This is a genomic window from Limimaricola sp., assembly GCF_016125575.1.
GTDB lineage: Bacteria > Pseudomonadota > Alphaproteobacteria > Rhodobacterales > Rhodobacteraceae > WGLM01.
On sequence record NZ_WGLM01000003.1, the window covers coordinates 176,064 to 202,040 of the forward strand.

23 protein-coding genes, 2 tRNA genes and 2 pseudogenes are annotated in these 25,977 nt (G+C 63.4%); 16 read left to right on the forward strand and 11 right to left on the reverse strand.

Going from position 1 to position 25,977, the window contains the following annotated elements:
• The first annotated feature begins 160 nt into the window (after positions 1 to 160).
• Positions 161 to 916: a CPBP family glutamic-type intramembrane protease gene (locus GC146_RS06760; RefSeq protein ID WP_291836236.1), complete on the forward strand. Its 756-nt coding sequence runs from the start codon at positions 161 to 163 to the stop codon at positions 914 to 916.
• 68 nt (positions 917 to 984) lie between these two features.
• Positions 985 to 1,060: transfer RNA gene (locus tag GC146_RS06765), tRNA-Ile, on the forward strand.
• Positions 1,061 to 1,069: 9 nt separating this feature from the next.
• Here the strand turns inward: GC146_RS06765 and GC146_RS06770 are convergent.
• Positions 1,070 to 2,206, reverse strand: a complete 1,137-nt coding sequence (locus GC146_RS06770; protein ID WP_291836239.1) for a hypothetical protein — start codon at positions 2,204 to 2,206, stop codon at positions 1,070 to 1,072.
• Between the two features lie 163 nt (positions 2,207 to 2,369).
• Positions 2,370 to 3,818 carry an IMP dehydrogenase gene (gene guaB / locus GC146_RS06775; protein WP_291836242.1) on the reverse strand — a complete coding sequence of 483 codons (1,449 nt, stop codon included), beginning with the start codon at positions 3,816 to 3,818 and terminating at the stop codon, positions 2,370 to 2,372.
• Between the two features lie 140 nt (positions 3,819 to 3,958).
• Here guaB and GC146_RS06780 point away from each other — a divergent pair, with 140 nt between their 5' ends.
• The 7 genes from GC146_RS06780 (at position 3,959) to GC146_RS06810 (ending at position 10,910) form a co-directional block, all read left to right on the forward strand.
• Positions 3,959 to 4,651: a hypothetical protein gene (locus tag GC146_RS06780; protein WP_291836245.1), complete on the forward strand. Its 693-nt coding sequence runs from the start codon at positions 3,959 to 3,961 to the stop codon at positions 4,649 to 4,651.
• A gap of 97 nt (positions 4,652 to 4,748) precedes the next feature.
• Positions 4,749 to 6,815, forward strand: coding sequence for an ASKHA domain-containing protein (locus tag GC146_RS06785; protein WP_291836247.1), 2,067 nt, complete (start codon positions 4,749 to 4,751; stop codon positions 6,813 to 6,815).
• Positions 6,816 to 6,849: 34 nt separating this feature from the next.
• Positions 6,850 to 6,923: transfer RNA gene (locus tag GC146_RS06790), tRNA-Gly, on the forward strand.
• Positions 6,924 to 7,080: 157 nt separating this feature from the next.
• A complete protein-coding gene (locus GC146_RS06795) occupies positions 7,081 to 7,596 on the forward strand; it encodes an Arm DNA-binding domain-containing protein (protein ID WP_291836249.1) in 516 nt (171 codons plus the stop codon).
• Between the two features lie 336 nt (positions 7,597 to 7,932).
• Positions 7,933 to 10,002 (forward strand): OmpA family protein, encoded by a 2,070-nt coding sequence (locus GC146_RS06800; RefSeq protein ID WP_291836252.1) that lies wholly within the window; start codon positions 7,933 to 7,935, stop codon positions 10,000 to 10,002.
• Between the two features lie 78 nt (positions 10,003 to 10,080).
• Positions 10,081 to 10,506 carry a hypothetical protein gene (locus GC146_RS06805; protein ID WP_291836254.1) on the forward strand — a complete coding sequence of 142 codons (426 nt, stop codon included), beginning with the start codon at positions 10,081 to 10,083 and terminating at the stop codon, positions 10,504 to 10,506.
• A 77-nt stretch (positions 10,507 to 10,583) separates the two neighbouring features.
• Complete coding sequence (locus tag GC146_RS06810) at positions 10,584 to 10,910, forward strand: hypothetical protein (protein WP_291836257.1); 327 nt, start codon at positions 10,584 to 10,586, stop codon at positions 10,908 to 10,910.
• A 47-nt stretch (positions 10,911 to 10,957) separates the two neighbouring features.
• Here the strand turns inward: GC146_RS06810 and GC146_RS06815 are convergent, their stop codons facing one another.
• Positions 10,958 to 11,812: a Crp/Fnr family transcriptional regulator gene (locus GC146_RS06815; protein WP_291836263.1), complete on the reverse strand. Its 855-nt coding sequence runs from the start codon at positions 11,810 to 11,812 to the stop codon at positions 10,958 to 10,960.
• 70 nt (positions 11,813 to 11,882) lie between these two features.
• On the opposite strand from GC146_RS06815, the gene GC146_RS06820 reads away from it, so the two are divergent.
• Positions 11,883 to 12,119: a hypothetical protein gene (locus GC146_RS06820; protein WP_291836266.1), complete on the forward strand. Its 237-nt coding sequence runs from the start codon at positions 11,883 to 11,885 to the stop codon at positions 12,117 to 12,119.
• 71 nt (positions 12,120 to 12,190) lie between these two features.
• On the opposite strand, the gene GC146_RS06825 is transcribed toward GC146_RS06820, so the two are convergent.
• The 3 genes from GC146_RS06825 to GC146_RS06835 form a co-directional block, all read right to left on the reverse strand.
• Positions 12,191 to 12,367 (reverse strand): CsbD family protein, encoded by a 177-nt coding sequence (locus tag GC146_RS06825; protein WP_291836269.1) that lies wholly within the window; start codon positions 12,365 to 12,367, stop codon positions 12,191 to 12,193.
• 110 nt (positions 12,368 to 12,477) lie between these two features.
• Positions 12,478 to 12,930 carry a glycine zipper 2TM domain-containing protein gene (locus GC146_RS06830; RefSeq protein ID WP_291836271.1) on the reverse strand — a complete coding sequence of 151 codons (453 nt, stop codon included), beginning with the start codon at positions 12,928 to 12,930 and terminating at the stop codon, positions 12,478 to 12,480.
• A gap of 173 nt (positions 12,931 to 13,103) precedes the next feature.
• Positions 13,104 to 13,268, reverse strand: coding sequence for a DUF3309 family protein (locus GC146_RS06835; RefSeq protein WP_291836274.1), 165 nt, complete (start codon positions 13,266 to 13,268; stop codon positions 13,104 to 13,106).
• Positions 13,269 to 13,655: 387 nt separating this feature from the next.
• On the opposite strand from GC146_RS06835, the gene GC146_RS06840 reads away from it, so the two are divergent.
• Positions 13,656 to 14,306, forward strand: a complete 651-nt coding sequence (locus GC146_RS06840; RefSeq protein ID WP_291836277.1) for a DUF1236 domain-containing protein — start codon at positions 13,656 to 13,658, stop codon at positions 14,304 to 14,306.
• A 121-nt stretch (positions 14,307 to 14,427) separates the two neighbouring features.
• Complete coding sequence (locus GC146_RS06845; protein ID WP_291836279.1) at positions 14,428 to 14,577, forward strand: hypothetical protein; 150 nt, start codon at positions 14,428 to 14,430, stop codon at positions 14,575 to 14,577.
• Between the two features lie 246 nt (positions 14,578 to 14,823).
• Here the strand turns inward: GC146_RS06845 and GC146_RS06850 are convergent.
• A pseudogene (locus GC146_RS06850) lies at positions 14,824 to 15,170 on the reverse strand (recombinase family protein); the annotation flags it as partial.
• A 588-nt stretch (positions 15,171 to 15,758) separates the two neighbouring features.
• On the opposite strand from GC146_RS06850, the gene GC146_RS06855 reads away from it, so the two are divergent.
• Entirely contained in the window at positions 15,759 to 16,865 is a 1,107-nt protein-coding gene (locus tag GC146_RS06855; RefSeq protein WP_291836282.1) for a sugar-transfer associated ATP-grasp domain-containing protein, read from the forward strand.
• A gap of 194 nt (positions 16,866 to 17,059) precedes the next feature.
• Here GC146_RS06855 and GC146_RS06860 read toward each other — a convergent pair whose 3' ends face one another.
• Positions 17,060 to 17,740, reverse strand: a complete 681-nt coding sequence (locus tag GC146_RS06860; RefSeq protein ID WP_291836285.1) for a response regulator transcription factor — start codon at positions 17,738 to 17,740, stop codon at positions 17,060 to 17,062.
• A 231-nt stretch (positions 17,741 to 17,971) separates the two neighbouring features.
• Here GC146_RS06860 and GC146_RS06865 point away from each other — a divergent pair, with 231 nt between their 5' ends.
• The gene (locus tag GC146_RS06865) at positions 17,972 to 18,517 is read left to right on the forward strand and encodes an oxidoreductase (RefSeq protein WP_291836288.1); all 546 of its coding nucleotides are present in this window, start codon (positions 17,972 to 17,974) and stop codon (positions 18,515 to 18,517) included.
• A gap of 4 nt (positions 18,518 to 18,521) precedes the next feature.
• Complete coding sequence (locus tag GC146_RS06870; RefSeq protein ID WP_291836290.1) at positions 18,522 to 21,062, forward strand: response regulator; 2,541 nt, start codon at positions 18,522 to 18,524, stop codon at positions 21,060 to 21,062.
• Between the two features lie 20 nt (positions 21,063 to 21,082).
• Here GC146_RS06870 and GC146_RS06875 read toward each other — a convergent pair whose 3' ends face one another.
• The gene (locus GC146_RS06875) at positions 21,083 to 21,694 is read right to left on the reverse strand and encodes a hypothetical protein (RefSeq protein WP_291836293.1); all 612 of its coding nucleotides are present in this window, start codon (positions 21,692 to 21,694) and stop codon (positions 21,083 to 21,085) included.
• A gap of 425 nt (positions 21,695 to 22,119) precedes the next feature.
• Here GC146_RS06875 and GC146_RS06880 point away from each other — a divergent pair, with 425 nt between their 5' ends.
• Positions 22,120 to 24,192 carry a hybrid sensor histidine kinase/response regulator gene (locus GC146_RS06880; RefSeq protein WP_291836296.1) on the forward strand — a complete coding sequence of 691 codons (2,073 nt, stop codon included), beginning with the start codon at positions 22,120 to 22,122 and terminating at the stop codon, positions 24,190 to 24,192.
• Between the two features lie 435 nt (positions 24,193 to 24,627).
• Here the strand turns inward: GC146_RS06880 and GC146_RS06885 are convergent, their stop codons facing one another.
• Entirely contained in the window at positions 24,628 to 25,497 is an 870-nt protein-coding gene (locus GC146_RS06885; protein WP_291836299.1) for a hypothetical protein, read from the reverse strand.
• Between the two features lie 137 nt (positions 25,498 to 25,634).
• Positions 25,635 to 25,977: pseudogene (locus GC146_RS06890) on the reverse strand (hypothetical protein); the annotation flags it as partial.

The window sequence follows — 25,977 nt, forward strand, 5'->3', positions numbered from 1 at the left end:
GATACGCACCGGCATGTCCCGGCTGTATCAGGCATATCGGCACCGGGCGGGCGCTGCGAAAGGGCACGCGAAATCGCGCCGCGTGACGCTTGCGCGACGGACCTGTAACAATGCTCATCGGCCCATGGCCGGGGGCCTATCCAACTGGCAGAGGCTGACCATGACCATCGCGACACAAACTTGCCTTGTGCTGCTGGCGCTTGGGCTTTTGGGCGCGGCGAGCCTTGCGCTGGCGCCGCTGGAGCGTCTGGCGCCGGCGGGCGCGCGTCTGTCGCCACGTACCTTCCGCCTTGTGGCAACGCTGCAACCGGCACTGCTGGTCAGCCTCGGCGTGGCGCTGGGTTGTGGGCTGGGCGGCACGGTGGGGCTTGGCGCCCCGGCCCTGCGCGCCGCACTGGACGGGACGAATGTCGCCACGGTCCTTGCCCGGCAAATCGGTCCGGCGCTGGCGGTGGCCGTGCTGGCGGCAGCCATGATCCGGGCCTATGCCGCCCTTGGCCCCGCGGCCAAGACGCCCGCGCCTTTCGCATTGCCGCTGACGACGCGCATCCTCTACGGCGGCCTTGCCGAGGAACTGATGATGCGCTGGGGGCTGATGAGCCTGCTGGCCTGGGCAGGCTGGCAACTGGCGGGCCGTCCTGAAACGCTGCCTGCGACCGCGGCCTGGGCGGCGATCATCCTTGCAGCGCTTGTCTTTGCCGCCGGTCACCTGCCGCTACTGGCGCGCGTGCCGAGCGGCTGGCGGGCGCGCAACGTGCTGCTGGTGATGGTCGGCAACACGGTGCCGGGGATCGGGTTCGGCTGGCTGTTTCTTGCCCGCGGGATTGAGGCGGCGATGCTGTCGCATGCGCTGGCCCATGTCCTTGCCTGGGCGCTGGAACCGCGCGCGCCGGCCCAACGGCCACCCGCGCCCTGACCGCCTGCAGTCTCCCCCTCGGGACGGCCCGCTTGACCCGTTGTCCCGGTCTGCTAAGCAGCCAGCGGGGGCCTGTAGCTCAATGGTTAGAGCAGAGCGCTCATAACGCTTTGGTTGGGGGTTCAAGTCCCTCCGGGCCTACCACCCCGCCGGCTACTGGCACTCCGACCGCAGGCGCGTCAGCGCGGCCTGACTGCCGCGCAGCGGGAACGCGGCCAGTTCCGCGCCATTTTGGTAGAGCGTCAGGCCCCAGCCGTACATCAATGCCGGGATCAGCCCGTCGGACCATTGCGCCGCGGCCGCAAGGTCCGAGACCCAGCCGTCTGCACCGCGGCTCAGAAAGGCAAAGCTTTCGCCGGGCTGGCCGTCGACAGAGAAACGCACCGTGCCGGTCGCGCCGGCGTCTGCCAGCATCGCAGGGCCCCGAAGCCGGGCGGTTGGCGTGGTCGAGCCAGCCGACAGCCACGCACAGGAAATATCCAGCTGCGCGCCCCGCCATGAAACCGAGGCGACGTGATCGGCATAGCTCCACTGGCCATCGGATGCAGGCGGGCCCGCCATGGGCCCGCGCGTGCAGCGTGACCAGTGGCTTTCGGTCCCGCCCACGGTCAGGACAAGGCCCATCGGCTCCTTGCGGAGCACCATCTCGGTGGCGCCATCACCAGTACAGGCAGCCGCAAAGCGCACGGCGTCGCCCGCGCCCGCTTGCGGATCGCTCAGCGTGCAGCGGCGCCCCGGCGCATGCAGCACACCGCCATCAATCGCCATCGCGCCGGCGGGCTGGCCCACGGCAGTCGGATCGCAGGACCATGCCGCACCGTCTGCCCCGGCGGGACGGTAAATGCCATTGAACGCACGGGCGCCCGCCAGCACCGCAACGGCGGCCGGGGGCAACGCCATGGTCCATGGCGAAAGATGGCCATCCTCCTCGACCAGCCTCAGGGCGGTCCCGGCCAGAAAGACCTGCGCACAATCAAGCAGGCGACGGCCGTCGGTGGCCCGACAATACCGGTCGCCCTGCATTTCCCAATGGCCATGGGCAGGCTGCCAGCTGCCATCCTTGGCGACCGAGTTGTAGGTGCCATCCGCACTGACCTGCCATGTCCAGCTGCCAGCATCGATGCTTCGGCCCACCACTAGCGAGCGGAACTCTTGAGCCGTCAGCGGCGTGGCACCAAGCGCCAGCAGGGCCGAGCGTGACGACGCCGCGCGCACCTGCGAGACCGAGACATCGGCCAGCACCGGCGCAGCAAGAAAGGCGGCCAATACCGCGGCAACAAGGAACTTCATCGAAACAGGCCTCCGGTCTTCGGCTGGGTCTGACAACTCCATTTCAGCGTCGGGGCATGGTGACCGCCCCGGCGCCGCGTTGCAAGACATCGCCGAGCCTAAAGGCCCGTTCGCAGTGACGTTTTCATGACAGCGGGGTGCAGCGGCGCCGCCACGCCACCTCTCAGCCGATCCGGTAGTTGGGGCTTTCGCGGGTGATCTGCACGTCATGGGCATGACTTTCGCGCAGGCCGGCATTGGTGATCTTCACGAATTCGCAACGGGTGCGCATCTCGTCGATGGTGGCGCAACCGGTATAACCCATTGCGGCACGCAGCCCGCCCACCAACTGGTGAATGACGGCGTGGGCCGACCCCTTGTAGGGCACCTGCCCCTCGATGCCTTCGGGCACCAGCTTGTCACTGGCGGCATCCTTCTGGAAATACCGGTCGGCGCTGCCGCGCGCCATTGCGCCAAGGCTGCCCATGCCGCGATAGCTTTTGTAGCTGCGGCCCTGATAGAGGATGAGCTCACCGGGGCTTTCATCGGTCCCGGCAATGGCCGAGCCGACCATCGCGCAGGAGGCGCCCGCGGCAATCGCCTTGGCGAAATCGCCCGAATACTTGATGCCACCATCGGCGATGACCGGCACGTCACCCGCCGCGGCCGCCGAATCCATGATCGCGGTCAGTTGCGGCACGCCCACGCCCGCCACGATCCGCGTCGTGCAGATCGAGCCCGGGCCTATGCCCACCTTCACCGCGTCCGCGCCCGCGTCGATCAGCGCGCGGGTGCCGCTGCCGGTCGCCACGTTGCCCGCCACCACCTGCACGTCGTTCGACAGCATCTTGGCGCGCTCGACCGCGCGCGCGACACCCTCGGAATGGCCATGCGCGGTGTCGATCACGATCATGTCGACCCCGGCATCGACCAGCGCCTGGCTACGCTCGTATCCTGCATCGCCCACGGTGCTGGCGGCAGCCACGCGCAACCGGCCAAGCTCGTCCTTGCAGGCGGCGGGGTTCAGCACGGCCTGTTCGCTGTCCTTCAGCGTCAGCAGGCCCGTCAGCTTGCCCTTGCCATCGGTGATCAGAAGCTTCTCGATCCGGCGCGCCTGCATCAGGCTGCGGGCCTCGTCCAGATCGGCGGGTTCGGTCAGCATCGCAAGGTTGTCGGAGGTCATCATGACCTTGACCGGCGTCTTGTCATCCTGGGCAAAGCGCATGTCGCGGTTGGTGACGATGCCCACTACCCGCCCGTCGGCGCCCACCACCGGGAACCCGGTGACGCGGTAACGCTCCATCAGCGCACGTGCATCGGCCAGCGTCTGGTCCGGCGTCAGCGTGATCGGGTTGTAAACGATGCCCGAGACGAAGCGCTTGACCGCCCTGATCTCGCGCGACTGTTCCTCGATCGACAGGTTGCGGTGAATCACCCCCATGCCGCCCGCCTGCGCCATCGCGATGGCCATGCGCCCCTCGGTCACGGTGTCCATCGCCGAGGACAGCAGCGGGATGTTCAGCGCGATCGCCTTGGTCACACGGGTGCGGGTATCGGCCGTTCCGGGCAGGACGGACGAAGCCGCCGGAACCAATAGCACGTCATCGAAGGTCAGAGCCTCGCGAATCTCCATCTGGGGTCTCCGGGGATTGCTGCGTTTGGCGCGTCCCTATCGCATGGAAGGACGGGCGGCGAAAGAGTGAATGCGCGCCGGCCCTCTTGCGTCACCGCGGCACAATGGCCACTGCTGGGGCGAAAGGCCCGAACACGCCGATGTCCGACCCGCCGGTTTTCCGTTCCAACCCAGCGCCACTGTGGCGGCGCGCGCTGCGGCTGACGCTGCGGCTGGGCCTTATCGCGGCGCTGGCTTTTGGCCTGCACCTGATGTCGGTCTGGGTGCATGACCTGACAGGTCAGCTCAACAGCATCGATCACGCCCGCACGATGACCGGCATCCTTGCCGTCAGCCTGCTGGGCTATGCGCTTCTGCTGGCGGCGCCTTTTGTTCCGGGGGTCGAGATCGGCGTGGCGATCCTTCTGGTCGAGGGGCCGTCGGCCGCACCGTTCGTCTATGCCGCCACCATCCTTGGTCTGGCACTTGCCTACCTTGTGGGGCGGTTCCTGCCCCTGCCGTGGCTGGCGCGCATCCTGGCCGACCTGCGCCTTGCCACATGGGCCGCCGCCATCCTCCGACTGGATGCGATGCCGCGCGAGGACCGCATCGCGCGGCTGTGCGAGCGCATGCCGAAACGACTGGGCAAGATCGCGGTCAACTATCGCTACATCATGCTGGCGGTGCTGGTGAACCTGCCGGGCACGGCGGTGATCGGCGGCGGCGGCGGCATCCTGACGCTGGCGGGTCTTAGCCGCCTCTTCAACTTCTGGGGCGTGCTGGCCACCATCATGATTGCTTGCGCGCCGGTGCCGCTGGCGGTCTGGCTTTTCGGCACCGGATTTCTGCATTAGGTGGCGCGGGCGTGCCGCGATGTGACGCGCCCTGCCCTTTTCCTTTGCGCCCCGGCGCTTATCTTGCCACTGACTTTCGCGCGACAAGGCCCTGACCATGACGTTCTCCCGCCCCGGCGACCCCCTCGTGATCTTCACGCCTTCGGGCAAACGCGGGCACTTCCCGGTGGGCACGCCCATCCTCACGGCCGCGCGGCAGCTGGGCGTGGACCTCGATTCGGTTTGCGGCGGGCGCGGCATCTGTTCGAAATGCCAGATCACGCCCTCCTATGGCGCATTCCCCAAGCATGGCGTCACCGTCGAGGCCGACGCCCTGTCGGAATGGAACGCGGTCGAGGAACGCTATGACCGCATCCGCGGGCTGAAAGAGGGCCGCCGGCTGGGCTGTCAGGCCACCGTTCAAGGCGATGTCGTCATCGACGTGCCCTCCGAAAGCCAGGTTCACCGGCAGGTCGTCCGCAAGGAGGCCAGCACGCGGCCCATCGTCATGGATCCGGCCACCCACCTGCACTACGTCGAAGTGGCCGAACCCGACATGCACGAACCTTCGGGCGATCTGGAGCGGCTGGCCGACGCCTTGCGCGCGCAATGGTCGATCCCCTCGGTCACGGCGCCCCTGTCGGTGCTGCGCAAGCTGCAGCCCACGCTGCGCAAGGGCGAATGGAAGGTCACCGTGGCGCTGCACAAGGGCCACCGCGACGAAGGCTTCCGCATCCTCGACATTTACCCCGGCTTCCACGAGGGGCGCATCTACGGCCTTGCCATCGACCTTGGCTCGACCACGATCGCCGCGCACCTGACCGATCTCAGGAATGGCAGCGTGTTGGCCAGCGCCGGCGCGATGAACCCGCAGATCCGCTTCGGCGAGGACCTGATGAGCCGGGTCAGCTATGCAATGATGAACCCCGGCGGCGATGTCGAGATGACCCGCGCCGTGCGGGCCGCGATCAACGCACTGGCCGAAGATCTGGCGAAACAGGGCGACATTTCGCCCTCCCAGATCCTCGAAGTGGTCTTTGTCTGCAACCCGGTGATGCACCACCTGCTGCTGGGGATCGACCCGGTCGAACTGGGCCAGGCGCCGTTCGCGCTGGCCACGTCCAACTCGCTTTCCCTTGATGCCGCGGAATTGGACCTTGGCGCGATGAACCCCGCCGCGCGGGTCTTTGTACTGCCGTGTATCGCGGGCCATGTCGGCGCCGATGCGGCGGCCGTCGCGCTGGCCGAGGAGCCGGACAAATCGCCCGACCTCGTGCTGATCGTCGATGTCGGCACGAATGCGGAAATATTGCTGGGCAATACCACCCGCGTGCTGGCCTGCTCCTCGCCCACCGGGCCGGCATTCGAAGGTGCGCAGATCAGCTCGGGCCAGCGCGCCGCCCCCGGCGCCATCGAACGCGTCGAGATTGACCCCGCCACGAAAGAGCCCCGGTTCAAGGTGATCGGCTGCGATCTGTGGTCGGACGATCCGGATTTTGACGCCGCGACCGCCGGGACCGGCATCAGCGGCATCTGCGGCTCTGGCATCATCGAGGCGGTGGCCGAGTTGCGGCTGGCAGGGCTGATGGATGCCAAGGGCCTGATGGGCTCGGCCGAACAGACCGGCACGGCCCGGATGATCCCGCAGGGCCGCACCCATTCCTACGTGCTGCATGACGGCACCGCAGATGGCGGCCCGCTGATCACGGTGACCCAAGGCGACATCCGCGCGATCCAGCTGGCCAAATCCGCGCTTTACGCCGGTGCGCGTCTGCTGATGGACGAAATGGGCGTCGACAAGGTCGACCGCGTCGTGCTCGCGGGGGCCTTTGGCGCACATATCAGCCCCAAACACGCGATGGTGCTGGGGATGATCCCCGACGTGCCGCTGGACAAGGTCACCTCCGCCGGCAACGCGGCCGGCACCGGGGCGCGCATCGCGCTGTGCTCGGTTGCAGCCCGTGCGCAGATCGAGGCGACCGTCCGCCAGATCCACAAGGTGGAAACCGCCATCGAGCCGCGGTTTCAGGAGCATTTCGTGGCCGCCAACGCCGTGCCCCACGCGACAGATCCCTTCCCCAACCTCAACGCGCTGGTGCACCTGCCACAAGTCAGCTTCAACACCCAGAGCGGTGGCGGCGAAGGCGGCAGACGTCGCCGTGCGTCAGAGCGCGCGGGCACTTGACGCGCTGACACCGCGCGGCTACCTCGAAAGCGTCGCGGGTGTAGCTCAATGGTAGAGCAGAAGCTTCCCAAGCTTACGACGAGGGTTCGATTCCCTTCACCCGCTCCAATCATCCGTGACATAGCGCGCCAGGCAGCGACACAACCCCCTTGTTTTCAAGGGTTTCCGGTTGAGCCTTGCGTCAGGGCGCGTCCGGCGATGACATGACATGACGGCATTTTGTTGGTGTGAATGTTGGTAGGGATACCAACAGAAGGTGGGCAACATGACACCTACCAACAAACTGACCGCGGTGGGAATCAGGCAGGCCAAGCCCGGCCACACGGTGCGCAAGCTGGCCGATGGCGGCGGGCTGTTCCTACCGGTCGAACCCAGCGGCTCGAAACTCTGGCGGCTGGCCTATCGTTTCGCCGGGAAACAGAAGACAATCAGCATGGGGGCCTTCCCCGTCGTTGGCCTTGCCGAGGCCCGCGCCGCGCGCGACGCCGCCAAGGCGCTGTTGCTGCAAGGCATTGACCCCTCCGCCGCCCGGCAGGCGGCAAAGGCAGAGGCGGCGCAAACTGCACCCTCCCCACATGGGATGAAGTCGCGGGGGAATATCCTCGCGTGTGCGGGGAAACCACCTACACCTACGCGCACGCCTCGCATGACGAGGGTGCGCTTGCATTCGCGCAGCCGGAGGAAATATCGGAGTCAGTGGCGGCTGATTGCGGTCTGTCCACGGTGCTCGTCGGTCATGTTAGTCGGCGCCAAGGTGCGGTCTATCGTTGCCGGAGGCTAACCCAGATCAGCCCGTGGGCTCTCATCAGGGTCTAACGTTTACCAGAGTATTGCCAACACAGACTTAGGCGCGAACCTTGCATTTTTTGCGGTCGATATAAGAGTTGCTGCAACGGCCTTGCCGCAGAGCGGCATACACCTCGGAACACGTTTGTTGCTCTTCTGAGAGGTCGCACTGCCGACGTGTCCAACCCTTTGGGGAACTCGCCTGGCCCGGCTGGCCAGCACAACGCTCTCCACGATCGCCTGAAGGCGCTGCCGGGACCGTCCTGATACTCGCAAGAAGTCCTGGATCTCTCCAACCTGCCCAACTGCCCTGTCACCGTAAAGGACGACCATGCCCCGCACCTCATTTCGCACTTCGACCGCGCTTGTCGCGAGTCTGTCGCTGATCCTGCCTCAGGGCCTCTTCGTCTTGCCCGCGAGGGCGCAGGAGATGGCCCTGTTCTGCCTCGATGGAGCAGCCCCCCCCTGTCCGGAGGGCCAGCCCACCGAGGGCACGTTGATGACCCCCAAGCAGGCCGAGGAAGCCGCCAAGGCCGCAGCCAAGGCTCAGGCCGACGCGGACGCGCAAGCCCAAGCTGACGCGGAAGCCGCCGCCAAGGCGCAGGCCAAGACCGACGCCATAACCCAAGCCCAAGCCGAAGCCGATGCGGCGGCCAAGGCTCAAGCAGAAGCCGACGCTGCAACCCAAGCCCAAGTTGATGCAGACGCAGCCGCGCAAGCTCAGGCTGATGCAGACGCTGCTGCAAAGGCGCAAGCCGACGCGGATGCGGCTGCAAAGGCGCAGGCAGAGGCGGATGCCGCCGCGCAAGCACAGGCTGATGCAGACGCTGCCGCCAAAGCTCAGGCTGACGCGGATGCCGCCGCGCAAGCACAAGCTGATGCAGACGCTGCTGCACAAGCGCAATCGGTCGCGGATGCGGCTGCAAAGGCGCAGGCCGAAGCCGACGCCGCTGCGCAAGTCCAGGCTGACGCCGACGCCGCGGCCCAAGCGCAAGTCGACGCGGATGCTGCCGCAAAGGCGCAGGCCGAAGCAGACGCTGCCGCTCAGGCGCAGGCGGAAGCTGATGCTGCAGCCCAAATGCAGGCTGACGCAGAGGCCGCGGCCCAAGCTCAGGCGACTGCAGATGCGGCCGCGAAGGCCGAGGCCGACGCCGCTGCGGCAACCGCGCAAGGCGCGGCAGCAGATGTTTCAACCGAAACGCCAGTCATCGCGCCGGACACGCCGACATCCCGCGCCGAAGATGCGGCTGCTGCCGCCGCTGCGGCCGCCCTCCTGCTGCAAGGCGTCGACCCCACGGTCGACACGTCCGTTCCCCCGCCGGCCGCCGCTGCCACGGCGGATGAAGCGCCATCGGCAACGGATGCCGGTACAACGGTCACCGAACAAACCGTCACGACCGACCAAGTGCGCACCAGCCAGCAGGACTTTACCACGACCGTCGCCGGGCGGACCAACAATGCCGCCGATGCCGCGCCGGACACCGCAGCACCCGCCGCCGTTGCACAGCCCGGAACGCGCGGACTGAGCGACCTTGAGAAGGTGTTGCTGATTGGCCTTGGTGCGGTCGTCGTCGGCGCGGTGCTGAGCAACGGCGATCAGGTCGTTGCCAACTCGGGCGACCGCGTGGTGACCCGTGGGCCGACCGGCTATACCGTCTACAAGGATGACGACGCCTTGTTGCGCCAGCCGGGCACACAGATCAGGACCGAGACGTTCAACGACGGCTCGACGCGATCAGTCCTGACGCAGCCAAACGGCGACAGGGTGGTCACGATCCGTGACGATCGCAGCCGTGTCCTGCGCCGGACGCGGATCCTGTCTGATGGAACCCAAATCCTGCTGTTCGACGATCTTGCCACCGTGACACCGGTCGATGTGCGCAGGCTGCCACCTTTGCATGACCGGACAATCTCGGCCGCGTCCGACCGCGATATTCTGCGCACCACGTTCGACAGCACAGATCCCGTGACGCGGACGTTCAGCCTGCGCCAGATTCGAGAAATCCCGCAGGTCCGTGACCTTGCGCCGGGTATCGATCTCGACACGATCAACTTTGCCACCGGATCCGCCGCGATACCCCTCGAGGGCGCGCAAAGCCTCGTTAGGGTCGGCCTGCTGATGGAGGACTTGCTGCGCGCCAATCCGCGCGAGGTATTCCTGATAGAAGGCCACACAGATGCGACCGGGTCCGAAACCTTCAACCTGGCCCTCTCTGACAGGCGGGCCGAGTCAGTCGCGCTTGCGCTGACTGAAACGTTCAACATCCCGCCCGAAAACCTTGTGGTGCAAGGCTATGGCGAGGCCTTCCTGAAGATCGACACGCAGGCGGCCGAACAGGCGAACCGCCGGGCCACGATCCGGCGCATCACATCACTTCTTAGCCAGACCGCGGCGCAGTAGCGCGGGCCCGCTGGAAGGTAACGCGAAACGGTCGCCGGGCCATCGAAAGGCCCCCTGCAATCAAGGAAGGAAATGACGATGACGACGACAATCAACCTCAAGCCCCACCCGCCGGAGTATGAGCGATTCCTCTACGCCCCAGTTGGCGAGGACAATAACGGATATGTCGTCACGGTTCTGTCCACGCTTGCCCGCCTCGGTCTGGACCCGTGGAATGAGACTGCCGACCTCGTTGCGTCGGGCCGGGACGCGGCGCGGCTGCGACTGGGTGCGTTGCTTTCAAAATCCGGCGACGTTCCCGCACTCGAAGCTGATCACGGCAGGGTTGCCGACGAACTGAGCCTGCTGCTGCCGCAACGTGCGCGCAAGGATGAGCGACGGCCGGCCGCATCGCCAGTCGCCGGAGGTGGTCTGCGTTCTGCCGGTTCGATCTGGGCCATGCTCGCCGTCTTCCTTGTCCTGCTCCAGATCCTCTTCAACGGCATGCCGGGATCGGGCAATTGACTCTCACCGGGGCGCATGGAGAAACGCCAAACGCCGCCGCGGGTCCAGTCAGCACCTTGTCGCGACGGGACGAGGCCATGCTGTGGACCTTGGAAGAGCGTTTCTGGACCAGCGGTGCTGACAATGCGCAAGCCAGCTCGGTCATAGGCGGCCTGACGATCTTTCCCTATCCACCCGGCATCCTTCAGGGCGATGCAGCTGCGGGCCGGCTGCCAAAACGGACAGGTTGGCGTTCCGTTGTTCTGGACGAGCGCCAAATCTTGCGAAGTGGCAATCTTGCCGTCCTCGCCTATCGTGTCTCGGCCGAAAAATCTGGCGTGCCGTTCTACAAGGCACATTGTACGTCGACATATCTGCACGACGACGGCAGTTGGATACGGTTGTCCCACCAGCAAAACGCCTGACCTGAGCCTATTCGCATTGCGCCATAGAGCCCGGCCGATAATATCCCTCAACGCAACAGTGGTCCGCTCTGGTCTAGGTAGGACTGGTCAAAGTCGGCCAGCGCGACAAGGCCGTCGAAATCGTCGAAGACGACCTTGCCGTCGCGGAACGTCAGCAGGCCCTTTTCGCGCAGCTGTCGCAGGCTGCGATTGACATGGACTGCGCTCAGCCCCAGCGCGTCGGCCAGCAGATACTGCGACAAGGGACAGTCGTAGCCGTCCTTTGTGCCAAGGCCGACCAGCATCAACCGCGCACCCAGTTCCAGCAGGAAATGCGCTGTTCGCTCGACAGCATCGCGTCGGCCAATGTTGACCAGATGCTCCACCACCATCGCCTCGTCACGCGAGGCGGCCCATAGAACTGCCGTCGCCAGCCGCGGCGTGCGGCTGAAGGCGTCGATCAGGTCACTGACCAGCACCTCCGAGGCCTCGACCAAGGTCACAGGTTCGACATTGTGATCGGCAATGCGGAAGAGCACGCTGCGCAAGCCGAGGAAATCGCCGGGAATCTGGAAATCGACGATCTGCCGCGCGCCGTTCGGCAACAGCTTGTACGAGCAGGCCCAGCCCCGCGCCAGAATATAAGCGGACTGCTTTGACTGACCTTCGTAGATCACGTCGCGGTCGGCGACGAAGGTCCGGCGCCGCGTGTGCAGCTCGGCCAGCACGGCAAACTCCGCTTCCGTCAGCGCGACATAGGCGCCAAGCTTCTGTGCGAAAGGGCTTTGCTGAACGTTGATGCTGGTCTCCTGTTCTGGCTGGCCGCGCGCGGGATGTCTTGGCTGTCTTTGAGAGACGGTCCTAACATCACGGACCGGGCGCATCCTGCTCTGGATCAGCCCATGATCGGGCTTTCCTGCCATTATAGCACATGATTTGTGGTGTTCGGTCGGACTTTCCCCTCCCGCGGCACAGGTTCGAAAGGTTTTTCCGATGTCCCTAGTCCCTGATGTATCGGGCAACGCCGCGCTCGCGATCGTGGAATCGCTCCTGCTCGCCCTCAACGATCGAGAAGTACTGCCGGAACACGAAATCATCGGGATATTGAAGGATGCGGCAGCAGCCCATGAAAACATGCCCGAGACGCAAGCCGCGCCCGGGCATCATGCTGCTGTTGCCGCCTTGATAAATGCGATCCTGGCCGGGGGCAATTCCGTGCGCAGACGTTGACGCGGTCGATCGGGGGAAGGGTCTGGCGCAACCGGCCCGCATAAGGGGCGCCACCGGTTGGCTGTGCCGGATTATTCGATATCTCGGATGTCGTCCTTCAATCCGCCGACGGCGTTCTGAACCTTGCCCTTGACGATATCGGCCTGACCTTCGGTCTGCAGCCTGACATGGCCTATCGCCTTGCCGATGGCCTTCTTCACAGCGCCTTTGACCTGCGTGGCGCTGCCTTTGATACGATCCTTGTCCATGATCTGGACCTCCTTGTGATGGGGCTGTCCGGGCCCTGTTCCGAAGGTGACCTTCGAAACAAGGCCCTCGCAAAAGCGGGGTGAAAGGGGGATTGCGGCAGACTGTGCGGTCAGGCCGCGAGGTAAGTGCCGTTCGTGGTCTGTACGACCTGCACCCGTTGACCGATCCGGAACCCGCCATTGTCCTGAATCACCTTGATCGTCTGGCCGTTGTCGGTCCGCACTGTCCATTCCTGCGACGTGCGCAGCGTGGGCGCGCCCGCAACCTGGGCCCCCAGCACGGCACCGCCGACAGCGCCGGCGCCAGTCATCAGGTCCTTGCCCGTGCCGTTGCCGAACTGGTTGCCGACGACCGCGCCGGCGATCCCGCCCACGACGGCGCCAGCCACCTGATTGCCCGCGCCGGACTGAACCTGAACGGTCCTGACTTGTGTGACAGTGCCATATTGCGCGGTCTGCTGCTGGCTGACCTGACTGGCCTGCGTGTAGCCCGGCCCCATCGGTTGATCGCATCCGGCAAGCCCAACGAGGGCAAGCGGGATGATGAGTGCAAATTTGTCCATGACTGTTTCTCCTGTCCTTGGTGAGAAGAGAATACGCGGCGCGACCAACCCGGGGGCTGATCTGCGTCAGTGGTCCGGGTCAGGATCTCAGGCCGTGCCGGTCGAGCCCTTCGACCCGGAGCCGGATCGGGTGTTCCGGATCACAGACACGGTGATCCCCGGCTGTGGCCGCCTCAGATGCGCCCCAGAAGTAACAGCACGACGACGATGACGAGGATCACCCCGATTGCTCCCATGCCGCCGTGGCCAAAGCCGTAGCCATAGCCGCCAAAGCGGCCGCTGAAGCCACCAAGCAGGAAGATGACGAGAAGTATGACAAGAATCGTTCCGACGGACATGAGCTTCGTCTCCAATTGTTCAGACAGGACCCGGGCCCGGCGTGGTGGTGGTTCGGGGCAACCTTCGGATCTTCCGCAGATCACCGGCGAGCCGGCAGGCGGGCCTGGTCGTCATGACCAATGGATGCCGAACCGGGCACAAGCGCACTGATCCATGTAAGCGTCTTTTCTCACCTAGAGCGTGCGGGCGCTGACGCAGATTAGTGCCGGGGGACCTCTCATCAGGCATATTGATCCATCGCCCGACACCAACGTCGGGCTTTGGACGCGAACGCTCGCGGCGGTTCGACCCAGACATGCTGCCGATTGGTCCCTCATCAGGCATCGTCGAACAGGTCGGACCGCCGCAGCACTTAATTCGCTCCCCCTTCTCTCAAAGGAAATCAGATGTTTACGAAAACACTTCTCGGCCTGTCGACGGCCGTTGCCCTCATCGCGGGAGCCGCATCCGCCGATACCGAAGCCGCGGCCCAGCTCGATCTCAACGTGCGCAGCGGACCCGGCCCGCTCTATTCCATCGTCGGTGTCATTCCCGCGACTGAAAAGGTCATGGTTCAGGGCTGCCTTGTCGATGCAAGCTGGTGCGAGATCACCTTTGGCGACGTCAAGGGATGGTCCGCCGGCAATTACCTGACCGCGACGGTCGAAAACGCCCCCGTGGCGCTGTCGGCCCTCGACAAGCGCGTGGTCGTGAACACCGTCACCTATGATCATACCGGCGATTCCACCGCTGGCGGGATGGCCACCGGCGCGATTGCCGGCGCGCTGATCGCCGGGCCTGTCGGCGCGGTCGTCGGCGGTATCGTCGGTGCCGTCACCGGTTCGGCCGTGGCGCCCGATCCGACAGTGATCACCTACGTCGATTCCAACCCGGTCGGGCAAGTCTACCTCGACGGCGAAGTCGTCGTCGGCGCAGGGATCCCCGATACCGTGGCCTTGGCCCAGGTGCCCGACAGCCCCTATTCCTACGCCTATGTCAACGGCGTGCGGGTTCTGGTGAACACCAACGACCGTCAGGTCGCCTACATCCTGCGCTAGGCCTCCCTTCGCACCAAAGCTGCTTGACGTGGGCCGGCCCGGATTATCGGGCCGGCCATCGTCATGAAGCAGGCGCGTTTCGCTCCGTCGCAGACCTCACCCCCATCAAGGCAACCGCAACATGAACCGCAATCTTCTTTACACCATCATCGGAGCCCTCGCCGTGGTCGTCGCCGGACTGGCCTACCAGTCTTACCGCGCCAGTCAGGACAAAAACGGCGTGCAGATCAATGTCGGCAAGGACGGGGTGTCGATCACTGGCACGAAGTAGGGTCGGGAACCCTTCTCAGTTCAAAGCCAGAACATGATGCACGCTTTGTCAGACAATTGCGAAAAGGCTTCGCGATCTAAGGATTCGAGTCGCCATGTGTCATTTCTTGTATCTCGAGCAATGCAGGAATTCTTCGGGCCCGCCCTACGAGGGCGCCGCCGTTGGAACGATCAAACGCCACGCCACCTGCAAGGGCAACGCGCCGAAGGAGCCGGTGATCGCCGCCGCCCGCGCCCATGGCTTCTCAACGATCTCGGCCTGGCGGAGCTCGGCGCGCAACTGGTCGATCACGGCAGCCTTCATCTCACCCGCACGGAGACGCCCGACCGGACAAGCTCCTGCCCCGTGCTTAAGCACAGTTTAATTGACATAGTAGCGGTGAGCCTCTGACCTTTGCGAGTGCGGGTCGGCGAAAACGCCGCACCATCGGTGCCGAACTGCAGCCCCTTCTGCAGCGCGGGCGTGTCGGCCCGAGCCCGGGCGGCGCGCTTCCGGGCGCTCTCCGGCAGGATGGCGTGGACGCGGTCCCATGTCTCACGGTCGATGATCGCGTCGTGCTCACCCGGATAGCTGTCGCCCTTGTGCACCGCTTCAGGTCCCGGAGTTCCAAGTCCGTCTCGCCGTCCTGAACGGCTTTGCCACCCTCGGCACGCCCACCACAGAGTTCGCAGGATAGGTCTGTCAGGGGAAAGGGGATGACTTGCCCATCACCCGGATTGTGCAATAGGGCCGGCGACAGGCGTAATTGTTGGTATGAGTGTTGGTACTTTTTGAAAGTTACATCTTATCTATATGAACATTAACTTAATGTGATTCCCTTCACCCGCTCCAGCCGCCGACCCCTCCCTTTTGCTTGGCTCATGTCACCGTTAGCCGCACCATCTACCTTGGACGCCGTGGCCCACACGGACGTTCGGGGCCGGACGAGAGTTGAAGCTTCGATCATGACGCGGTCAAAGGTGCTTTCGACCGCCTTCAAGGCGTCCATCAGGTGAAGCGACGGACAGCTCGCCATGCTCCCACCCGACGGGGCACATCCTTTCGAATATCTTGAACTGGAACGAGATCATTGCCATCGAGACGGCATGACGTGTCTGCGATGACCGGTTCAGCGCCGGAACCGGGCCAAGTGACAAACGCCGTCGCCTGCGTGGACACGGAGCGATCTTGAAAGGACAGACATGCTTGCCGTTGAAGCCGATGCGCTCGCCTACAAAGGCGAGACAGTTTCCGACGCGGCCTATTGGGCACATGCGGTGCGCGAAAGCGGACGAACGCTGACGGAGATGCAAGACGAGTTTGCAAGGTTAAAGACCGGTCGCGGCCGGATCGACCTGCGCGAATACGTGCAATACCGGCTTTTCGACACGGCTCGCACCCGCCGCGAAGACCTCGACAGGTTCATCTCTGGCGCACGGCATTGGGATCTGGCGCACCATTGCAACGCCCGCACCTGGGACGCGGTGACCGAGGATAAATGGCTTTATGCCAAGACCTTGCGCGACCACGTGGTACGGATTCCCGAAACGCTCGCGGTGATCGACCGGGGGATCCGCGCCTATCCGGGCACCCAAAAGATCTCATCCAGCGCGCAGCTGAAGGACTTTGCGACACAAGCTGGCGCGGCACCATTCTTTTGCAAGCCGGTCTGGGGCATCGCCGGATTTGGCGCCTTCCGCTGCGACGGCGCCGACGCCGACGGTTTGCATATCAGCGGGCGCGGCACTGTTCCCTATGACACGGTTCTGGACACCACAATCGGGCCGTCGCCCTATATCGTTCAGCCCGTCTATGCCAACCACGCCTTTCTAGAACAATTCACCCGTTCGCTCGCCACGGTGCGTGTTGTGCTGTTGGTTTATGACGATGTCATAAAAATTCCGTTCGCCGTTCTCAAACTGCCCAGCGCACAAAACATCGTCGATAATTTCTGGAAGCCCGGAAACCTTATCTGCGACATTTCATTGACCAACGGGCAAATCAGGACAATCCGCGGCCATTCGAAATTCGGGGTCATCGACTATGCGGCGCATCCGACGGTGTCACAGCCCTTGCTGGGCGAAGCTTTGCCATTCTGGCCCGAGGTGATTGCCGCAGCCCAGAATACAGCTCTGGTCTTTCCGCATTCACGCTACCAATCGATGGACATTGCCATCACACCTGAGGGCCCGCTTGTTGTCGAGGTCAATCCGGGGGGCGCGTTTGAATTGCCGCAATTCGCCTCTGGCCGTGGCTTTCTGACAGACGATGTGCTGCACTTTCTGGACGCATGTCAGTACAAGCTTTAACCCGGCATATCTCGAGAAGACCTGAACCGGACTACCATGAGCGCAAAGCCCAGTCGGGCTCGCTCTCGCAGTTGGCGGCATATTGGGTGCCCGAACTGGGCACGTTCACGATGCCGTTGTCGTCGGCCGATCCCTCGATCGATGGCGTTCAACGCGATGTTCCGCAGGCCAAGCGCAACAGGTGCCGCCCGTCGTTACAGAAGGTCGCGCGCCTTGGCCAGCACGACGGCATGGGCACGATTATTGGCGCCCAGCTTGCCGAATATCTTTCTCATGTACATCTTGATGGTCACTTCGCTGCGCTGAAACTCCCAAGCCATTTCCTTGTTGGTCTTGCCCGCCGCAACACCCGTCAACAGCTTGATTTCCATCGCGGTCAGTTCGTTGCGCTTGTCGGTCTTTGCCTGCTCGGGCAACTCCGTCTCTGCCTCACTGTCAATCAGCGAAACCGGCAGATAAACCTCGCCTGAATCGATCAGGCGCAAGGCGGCGGTCAGGCTGCGAAGGGCAATCGTCTTGGGAAGAAAGCCCCGCGCGCCCATCTTGACGGCCGAGAACGCAACCCCCGGCCCCGCGTTGCCCGAAAACAGGACGACCTTGGTCTGTCCGGCCTTGGCAATGACGTCAGCGACCGATTCCATCCCGTTCATCCCCGGCATTCTGAGATCCAGCAGGACGATGTCGTACCCGTCGTCGCCCTCAAGGCTTTGCAGCGTATCCTCGAATGTGCCGACAACGCCGACGGCAAACTGATCCGCCGACATCAGGACGGTCGCGACCGCATCGGTTACCAGTTTGTGATCATCGGCGATCAAGACCTTGATCTTTCGCGCCACACCGGTCTGTTCGGCATGTCGGGCTTGGGCTTGCGGCATGGGTGGCACTTTCTGACCGGTCATCAACACGGCCCCGGAAGTAGCTTTAACTAACCGCAGAGACCACACCCTCCTCACGAAAAAGACCGCCTGATATCCTTTCGATATTCGAAAGATCCAATCGATACATTTATGTGTCTCTTTCCGTCTGCTAATGACCCGAAAAGTAGCGTCGGCCGAGGTAACGCCCGGCGTACCATCTGAAAATAAATCGAACCAGAAGAGTCATAAGTGACTGAAGTAAAAAGACGATCCCCATTCTGGCTGTTCACGATTCTGTTGGCATGCTGGATGCTCGCTGTCGCCGGATCTCTGCGTGCCGACACAGCCCCGGATCCGTCGAACACAACCGTTCTGCTGACAATTGTGGGCGACGCGACCACCTCGGGAGAGACGCCCGCGACACTGAAACTCACCCGTGCAGATCTGGAATCACTCCCCCAAGTCACGTTCACCACGTCCACCCTCTGGACCGAAGGAAAGCTGACCTTCAGCGGACCAACACTTCGATCAGTACTGGACCGGGCGGGCGTGCCTGCCGGTACCACGATCGAGGCCGTGGCGTTGAATGACTACCGGGTCACCTTCATGCCAAGTGATATCGACGCGGCGTTGCCGATCATCGCCACGCGCATCGATGGCCAGCCCTTTGACATCAGAAACCGGGGCCCGCTCTGGATCGTTTATCCCTATGACCGGGGTGCAGAATACGCCACACGCGAGAAACTGGCCCTCAGCATTTGGCAGCTGATCAGCCTGCGTACCTCGCAAGACTGATCCGATGCTTCTGGAGACACTTGCGTTTCCGAAGGCACCCGCCTCGCTCAAGCGGGATTTTGCCGTATCAGCTTTTGCTGTCCTTGCGATCTCTGTCTTCATTGCCCTGTTCACGGCGGCCTCGCTGCAAGGGTCGCTGAACAGCAACGACAAACAGATCGAGAATACGACCTGGATCGTGTCGCAGCTTGAGGTCGACCAACGCAATCTTGAACTGGCAGTCACGGATGCACTGATGTCGGGCATATCGACCGACGCGCAGCTGAACAGCATCTCGAGATTCTTCGATATCTATTACAGCCGGGTCGAGACGGTCACGAGCTACCTGCACAAGCTGCCGCCGGATTTTAAGGGCCTCAAGCGGATCAACTCCGCCGCCGCCCGGGTCGAGGTGATTCTTCAAGATCAGGCCGCGGCCATCGTGGAGCTGCGCCACGGCGAAATCCGGCCGCTGGCCGCACTTCTGGAAAGCCTGCGTTCCGAACGGCCACTGCTGCGGTCGATCGCAGTCGATTCCATGATCGGCAACAACATCGCCACCAACTCGGCCATCTCGGCACAGGAGACACTGACACGGCGTTTCACATGGCTTGCCATGCTAGTCATCGTGTTCCTGTCCGCCGTGGGCCTGCTGAGTATCCTCGCCTATCGCCGGATCAAACGTCACAGTCAGACGCTGGATGTGATCACCAATGGCCTGCAACGTGCTGCGGACGCCGCACTGAATGCGATCTTCATTCTCGATGCCGAAGGGCGGATTCTGGCGACCAACCACGCGGCGGAAGAGCTGTCGGGCTTTCGGCCGAAGGACCTGTTGGGCAAGAACGCTGTGCGCCTCTTCCATCGCAAGACCGATCTGCCCAAAACAGCCGCTCACACGCTCTTCCACACGGCCCTGAAACGTGGGCAGGTCCGTTTCCTTGCCCGCGACCGCTCGGGCCGGATGGTTCCGATCGAGTTCTCGATCGTCAAATTGCAGGGGGCCGCGTGGCCACAATCTTACATCGCTTTCGCCCATGGCATCAGCGATGCCCGTTCCGTGCGCCGCCGGCTGCGCGCCGAAAGCTTCCGGGCCCGCGAAGACGCCAACCGAAAGGCGGCCCTGCTCGGCGATATCGCGCATGAACTTCTGACCCCGCTACAGGGTATCGTGGCATCACTTTCGCGGGGTTCTTCGGATAAGGGATCAGCGGCGCCAAACCTTCAGGTCGCATGGCTGCTGTCGCAGATCATGCTTGACCAGATCGAACAGGTCACCCGCGTCTCTGATCACGACAAGGCGACATGGAAAGGGCCTGAGCCAGCGTACTTCGACCCGAAGGTGCTGATCGCGGAAGCCGTGGCCGGCATTTCGGAGCTTTGTGAGGACCGCGGTCTGCGCATCGTGCTGAAGGACAAGGTTCGTGGCCCCATTACCTTGCAAGGCCATGCGAGCGACCTCGCCAAGGCGCTGCGCCACGTCCTGCTCGGCGTCGTGAAGGCCACGCGCGAGGGCGAGGTCCGGGTTCACCTGTCGCAGGTTGGCGGCAAGAACCTTCGTGTGAGCGTCGAAGCCTCACATGGCGGTGGCCTTGATGGGTGGACAGAGCCGGCGATGGTTAGCGACCTGTCGAGGGATGACAAGCGACGGGAATGTCTGCCGCTGGGGATGAGCATCGTGCGCGACGCAGTTCAGGCGCTTGGAGGCACCTTGGGCAGGTCCGCAGACGGACATGGCCGTCTGGTCTGGCGGCTCGACCTACCGATCGCGGACGCGGCCGGACGGGAGCCGGTAAGCGGTCCGCCAACTGCCCCGGCCCAAAAAGAATTGCGGGTGCTGCTGGTCGAAGACGACCCGATCAATCGGACGCTTATCGCCAACATGATCCGCCAGAACGGATCGACCGTCATCGAGGCTGCTGACGGTCAGGAGGCCGTCGACCGGGCTACGCTGGACAGATACGACCTGATCATCATGGACCTGAACCTGCCGCGCCTTGATGGCGTGTCGGCGATCCGGCTGATCCGAACGAAGAACTGCGCCTCGCGAAATGCGACGATCTTTGGACTGACGGCAAACCGCGCCGGTGCGGAAATCGCGAATTTCGGCGATGTTACCGAGGGTGTGTTGCTCAAACCGGTGACGCTCGGCGAAATTGGCGAGGTTCTGGCGCAGGCTGGCCGCCGCGGAGCCCAACCGCATTCGCCGCGAGAGCCCAAGGCCGGCGCCGAGATAGCCGAGCTGACCTCGATTCTCGGGCCCGCGCGCCTGCATGAAGTGATCGACGACCTCAGCACGTCGTGTAGCCAAATCAGAACGGCCATCGACAAGCCTGCCGGCGATGTCGTTTCGCTGCGCGAGCTGGCCCACAAATGTGCCGGGACAGCCGCCGTGCTGGGGCTTTCGCCGCTTCACGGGCTGCTGTGCGAGATCGAGGATGCCTGCACTGCGACCTCGCAGGCACTGAACGGCGCACAGTGTTCAGATTGGAAACAGCGGCTGACTGCACATATGACGCATATGGCGGAGCTGCAGGACATGCTGGCCGCACCGGCGGGGGCCTGACGCCAGACGGGCCGCGCGCATCATCGTTGCAATTCGCGCTGGCGCCAGACGTCGTTGTTCAGTTCGGCCTCGGTCAAGGCGAGTTCCAGCGAGGCAAAACTGCAAGGCAGCCGCAGCGACACATCGGCGACGGCCAACCGAGTCTGGTCGAGCGTATGGCGCCCAAATTCTGTCGACATCAGGATCACGATGATGTCCCGCCTCTGGCGCCGCAATTCGATGAGTTGATCGATCACCCGAACGATGCCGCCGAGAAAGTCGATGTCGACCAAAAGCATGGTTGATCGCGGCAGATCGGCCAGACCCGCGCCTTGTGGCAACTGGCTCAACCAACGTGGTTGCAGACCCTGATCCTCGATCCAGGCCACGCAATCCGAAAACGCCCCCTCCGGCCCGCCAAGAACGAAAAGCGGCAGGTCGCGATGCAGGTCCGGGGCATACATCTTTGCGGGCGTCTGCCGCCGCAAAGACGCGGCGGCTTCGCGTGCCCCGCTGGCCTGTGGCAGCACAAAATTCACAAGCGCCTTGAGGACAATTCCACTGCCAGAAACAATACCATTCAGAAATGCGGGCATATCGCCCCGGTGTTTCCGATTTGGCATCAATTGGCTTCCGTCGCCATCGAATTGCATTAACGTTCCCGCCCCCGGTAATAAATATCGCCGTCAATGCCTCGCATGCGCATCGCCGGGTTTGGCCGCCGAATGGTCTTCCTGGGGGAAGTTCGCAACATTCGGCGGCCAGCACTTCCGGACATCCCTCCCACGACAACAGGGCCCCCTGTTGATCGCCTTGGTGACGAAGCGCTTGGTTCAAGGCTACGACACGCGGTTAATTCCGGCCAAATTGTCGATTGTCGATCGTTCTGATCTTTTGGATAGGAGGTATCTGTCGATCTTGTAGTTGACGGCAATCGATGCGACCACCACAGAGCGTAAGGTGTCAGCGCGGCGGCAATAGCGGGCAGGTTTGTTTCGCGGGCCCGTCGGCGATGGTCCACCTGACACAGACAAAAGCGCGGTGCTTCCAGATGCTTCTTGCGAAATCGAGATCCGCCTTGCGGTCTGTCTTGCCCCGCGTCTTTCGCCTGCCATCTCGGGTCGCAATTGCCTATCTGGTCACCGCCAGCCTTGCAGCCATCGTCCTTTATGCAGCTGGCTTGGGGCCGGCAAACCCGACCATCGACGGGCCGTCAGGGGCGCAGGTTCTTGAAATCTCCAGATCTGCCGCGAACAAGATCGTTGCCGACCAGATTGATCTTCAGGATTCGGTCATCCGGGAAATCCATCGGCTCGCCGTCGAAGGCCGTTCCCTGAATGCCATCACCGAATGGTATCAGGGGATCGGCGCGCTTGACGTCATGCAACGCCCCGCCGATGGGGCATCACACGAAGCGGCAACGGCCAATTGCCGGATTGCGCCATCGGCAGACCTCAGCACCATTCTGGCCGAGATGGTCACGGTCGATGGCCTCGTCGTCGCGCTTGTCGGCGCTTCGGACGCTGGCGGATCTTTTCAGCTTGTGACGCAGCGGTGCTTTGCCGACGGACCCCTGACGGCCGTTCGGGCCTCCAGCCCGGCCGCCAGACTTCTGGGCAATACCAGTCACACCGGGTCCGAGGCACCGATCCTTGCCATCGTCGGTGGAAACGGACGCATCGCCGCGGCCACCGCCGGTGCGGACGTCCTGGCCGGCGCAACATTGACCGATACCCTTGGACTGCCATCGGCTGATCGGTGGACCGGCGACAGGAACGCGCACCTTACGATCGGGCCGTTTACCGGCCATTTCCGGGTGGCCATCGCATCGCTCCCGGCTTTCCCGGGGGTCAATCTCTTTGTCGCGCTTCCCCTGACCGGCAGTACCCCCCAGACGTGGCTGATTGTTGTCTCAGCGATTGCCGCCATGATGGCGCTTGTGATTCTGCTGCGTTTGCAACGGTCATCCAACGAAGCGGTCCGGCGCACCAGCCAGCTGGCACCAACGGCCCAAAACCCCGATGCAGCCTTGCTGGCCCTGCAGCAGGATATGCAGCGGCACGAATTGCGTTCCGCCGCCATCGGTGCGCGAGGGCTGATCAAGCTGGTCAGGGACGCCGGCGACCGGTCGGCCGACCAGCGTCGCCTCGACGCCGCTCTGAGCGCCCTTGACCAGATCGTGCTGGTGTCTGGCGAAGGGCCATCCAATACCGCCACGTGGACCGAACGGATGGGTGAGGCAGAGCCGCTTGCAGCCGGATTTGACCTCTGCGCGTTGCTGCGTGACGTCGTCGAGGTTTGCCGGGTCGAGGCCGCCAGCCGGGGAAATGCAATCGAGCTTTCCATTCCGACGGGCCCGGTCCCGGTCAACGCAAATCGGACCCACCTCTGGCAGATCATGGCCAACCTGATTGGCAACGCCGCGAAGTATTCGCGCGACGACACCATCATCGTCGGTCTCAGCGCCGAACGGCCACGCGCGGGCAAGATTGACCTTCGCCTGCGGGTGACAGATCACGGCCCCGGCATCGCGATAGAAAACCGAAAGCAGATATTCGGCTATCGCGCGCGAGACGCGCAAAGCAACCCCGAAATGGCGCCCGGTCAGGGCCTCGGGCTTGCCATCACGCAGGATCTCGTCGATGCGATGAAGGGAAGGATCGTCGTCGAAGGCGGGCCCGGGATCGGCTCGACTTTCGTCGTCCACCTCAGCCTGCCCGCAGCTTCCGCCGCAGACCTGCCGCAAAGGTCTGTCCCCCCGCTGGACGGCATGTCCGTGCTGATTGTGGATGACCGCGACGTGATGCTGGAGATCTATTCAAACCAGCTTGAACAGGCCGGGGCTCATGTGACCACGCGTTGTCGGGCCGTCGACGGGCTGATTGCCGCGTTGCGCCATCGCCCCGACATCATCCTTGTCGATCACGGCCTCGACGACCTGCAGCTGGACGTCTTCTGCAAGGCAGTGCGGCAAGACCAAGCCATCCAGCAGGCCAAGGTCGTGGTCTTTTCCGCAAGCATGCCCGAAGACAAGCAACGGGCCTGCCTTGCCGCGGGCGCTGATCTTGCGCTGGAAAAGAACAGCGACCTCGTTGGCCCTCTCGCGGAACTACAATCGAACCGCGAAAAGCGCGACGCCCGCTGCACTTGATCGCGGAACGTCAGCTGTCGCGGGTCAAACCCGGCCTTCGCTTCATTTGACACGAAACGGCATCGGGGCCATTCCTGTTTCGAGTGCATTCCGGACAAGACCGGGAAACCGAAAGATACCACCTTGCATACCTTCGAAATATTGTAACCAGTGCAGGCCTTTGGTCTTTTCATTCCACCTACTTGGGGGAAACTGCAAACTGTCCATGCAGTTATCGGATCACTGCCGATGTTGCCTGACCCAAGTCAAACTTTACCACGCCAGCCTGCTGGCGTGGTTTTTTATTGAAACCTCGGTTGGCAGGCCGGGGTGAGAAAATGGCGGCCATCGCACGCAAAACTTAAAGCGGACCTGACGCCGCATTGGCCCCTATTGGACCCGGGAATGTAGAGATCCAGAATGGCATCGCGAAAGACAATGACGATCTTTACCCTGTCAGGGCATGCCGCGAACCGAGCCCGAATTGACGGCCCCAAGAACAGTCGTCGCAATGTCGGCCACAGACGCATTGGCGCCTTCAATGACTAGGTCGACGCGACCGATCACCTCTGTCTGGTTCGAGGCGAGATCAAGAAGAATGGCCCGTCCGCCGGGCTGCCCGGCCATGCCCGTCATCGTACTCTGGACAGCGCGCACTGCCCCCGCCGAAGCAACCTGCATCGAGGCCGAAGCACCCGCCGCGATCTGGCCCATGTGATCGGCCAAGGTGGTACCGTTTGGAACAGTGTCGCCCAACGTCACAACGACATTCGTCACAACCTGCCCGGCATTGACCGCGCCAAGGGCCGTCGTGGTCAGGGGGCCGGCGGTGAAGTCCGGCACGATCTGGTTTATGGCAACCTGCCGCAGAACGGGCACCAGACTATTGGGCACAAGGTCTGGAAAGCGCAGGCCGACGATGACGGTCGTGATCGATCCATCGACGCGGCTTAACAGGGTTTCGGTGGCCTGCCGCAATGCCGCGCCGTCCTGCGCCTCCTTCAGAAGCGACAACTGCCCTGCCGGGGGGAGATCGTAAAGCGCACTTCCAACGGGATAGATCCCCGCAGTCAGACCCGTCGCCGCATCCCGTGCCATCACAGGCGTAACCACCAGCCCGGATGGGCCGGCTGTCCCTACCAGCGGCGTGCCCAGGGCGTCATAGCCGTAAACCACCTGATCCAGCGCGCGCAATTGCCGGGGCGATGTTTCCAGGCCCCCGGCATTTGCCGCGATATTGCCGAAGAACCCGGTCAGTGGCGCCTCGTCAAAGCGAGTGAGAAGGCGAAGGACATTCTCGAGGACAGTTTCGGCAGACGCAGGCATGCCAGACATCGAAATCGCGGAGATTGCGAAAACGGTCCTGAGGTGCCGTGAAACTGCCATGCGCATTTCCCAAAATCTGCCAGCCGGTCATGAAATGGCGGCGGTCCGCTCGGCCGCTGCCATTTGCGCCGGCCGGGCTATTGGCCAGAAGCCCCCACAATCCCCTGAACGGCAGCATTCACGCCCACCGTGATCGTTCCTGTATTGACCGCGCCAAGTGCGGTTGTCGAAGCCGCGCCGATCGAACCTGTGACGCCCGACATGGTGTTGGTGATCGAGCCGTTCACACCTGTCATGTTCGACGCGACGTTCAGCACCAGCGCACCAGTGTCGGCCGAACCGCCGATCTGGGCCATCGTGGTCGAGGTCGCTTGGGAGGCCGACGTCTTGGCATCGTTAATCGACCCGTTCACACCAAGGGTGATATCGCCTGTGTTCACCGCGCCGAGGGCCGTCGTGCCCAGATCGCCGATATTGACC

Bases quoted from the DNA above. Each gene is read 5' to 3' on its own strand.
- GC146_RS06770 (WP_291836239.1), bottom strand. From the start codon at position 2,206: ATGAAGTTCCTTGTTGCCGCGGTATTGGCCGCCTTTCTTGCTGCGCCG.
- GC146_RS06815 (WP_291836263.1), bottom strand. From the start codon at position 11,812: ATGGCAGGAAAGCCCGATCATGGGCTGATCCAGAGCAGGATGCGCCCG.
- GC146_RS06870 (WP_291836290.1), top strand. From the start codon at position 18,522: ATGCTTCTGGAGACACTTGCGTTTCCGAAGGCACCCGCCTCGCTCAAG.
- GC146_RS06780 (WP_291836245.1), top strand. From the start codon at position 3,959: ATGTCCGACCCGCCGGTTTTCCGTTCCAACCCAGCGCCACTGTGGCGG.
- GC146_RS06810 (WP_291836257.1), top strand. From the start codon at position 10,584: ATGCTGTGGACCTTGGAAGAGCGTTTCTGGACCAGCGGTGCTGACAAT.
- GC146_RS06820 (WP_291836266.1), top strand. From the start codon at position 11,883: ATGTCCCTAGTCCCTGATGTATCGGGCAACGCCGCGCTCGCGATCGTG.
- GC146_RS06840 (WP_291836277.1), top strand. From the start codon at position 13,656: ATGTTTACGAAAACACTTCTCGGCCTGTCGACGGCCGTTGCCCTCATC.
- GC146_RS06860 (WP_291836285.1), bottom strand. From the start codon at position 17,740: ATGCCGCAAGCCCAAGCCCGACATGCCGAACAGACCGGTGTGGCGCGA.
- GC146_RS06825 (WP_291836269.1), bottom strand. From the start codon at position 12,367: ATGGACAAGGATCGTATCAAAGGCAGCGCCACGCAGGTCAAAGGCGCT.
- GC146_RS06785 (WP_291836247.1), top strand. From the start codon at position 4,749: ATGACGTTCTCCCGCCCCGGCGACCCCCTCGTGATCTTCACGCCTTCG.
- GC146_RS06760 (WP_291836236.1), top strand. From the start codon at position 161: ATGACCATCGCGACACAAACTTGCCTTGTGCTGCTGGCGCTTGGGCTT.
- GC146_RS06855 (WP_291836282.1), top strand. From the start codon at position 15,759: ATGCTTGCCGTTGAAGCCGATGCGCTCGCCTACAAAGGCGAGACAGTT.
- GC146_RS06835 (WP_291836274.1), bottom strand. From the start codon at position 13,268: ATGTCCGTCGGAACGATTCTTGTCATACTTCTCGTCATCTTCCTGCTT.
- GC146_RS06805 (WP_291836254.1), top strand. From the start codon at position 10,081: ATGACGACGACAATCAACCTCAAGCCCCACCCGCCGGAGTATGAGCGA.
- GC146_RS06845 (WP_291836279.1), top strand. From the start codon at position 14,428: ATGAACCGCAATCTTCTTTACACCATCATCGGAGCCCTCGCCGTGGTC.
- GC146_RS06800 (WP_291836252.1), top strand. From the start codon at position 7,933: ATGCCCCGCACCTCATTTCGCACTTCGACCGCGCTTGTCGCGAGTCTG.
- GC146_RS06885 (WP_291836299.1), bottom strand. From the start codon at position 25,497: ATGCCTGCGTCTGCCGAAACTGTCCTCGAGAATGTCCTTCGCCTTCTC.
- guaB (WP_291836242.1), bottom strand. From the start codon at position 3,818: ATGGAGATTCGCGAGGCTCTGACCTTCGATGACGTGCTATTGGTTCCG.
- GC146_RS06795 (WP_291836249.1), top strand. From the start codon at position 7,081: ATGACACCTACCAACAAACTGACCGCGGTGGGAATCAGGCAGGCCAAG.
- GC146_RS06875 (WP_291836293.1), bottom strand. From the start codon at position 21,694: ATGCAATTCGATGGCGACGGAAGCCAATTGATGCCAAATCGGAAACAC.
- GC146_RS06830 (WP_291836271.1), bottom strand. From the start codon at position 12,930: ATGGACAAATTTGCACTCATCATCCCGCTTGCCCTCGTTGGGCTTGCC.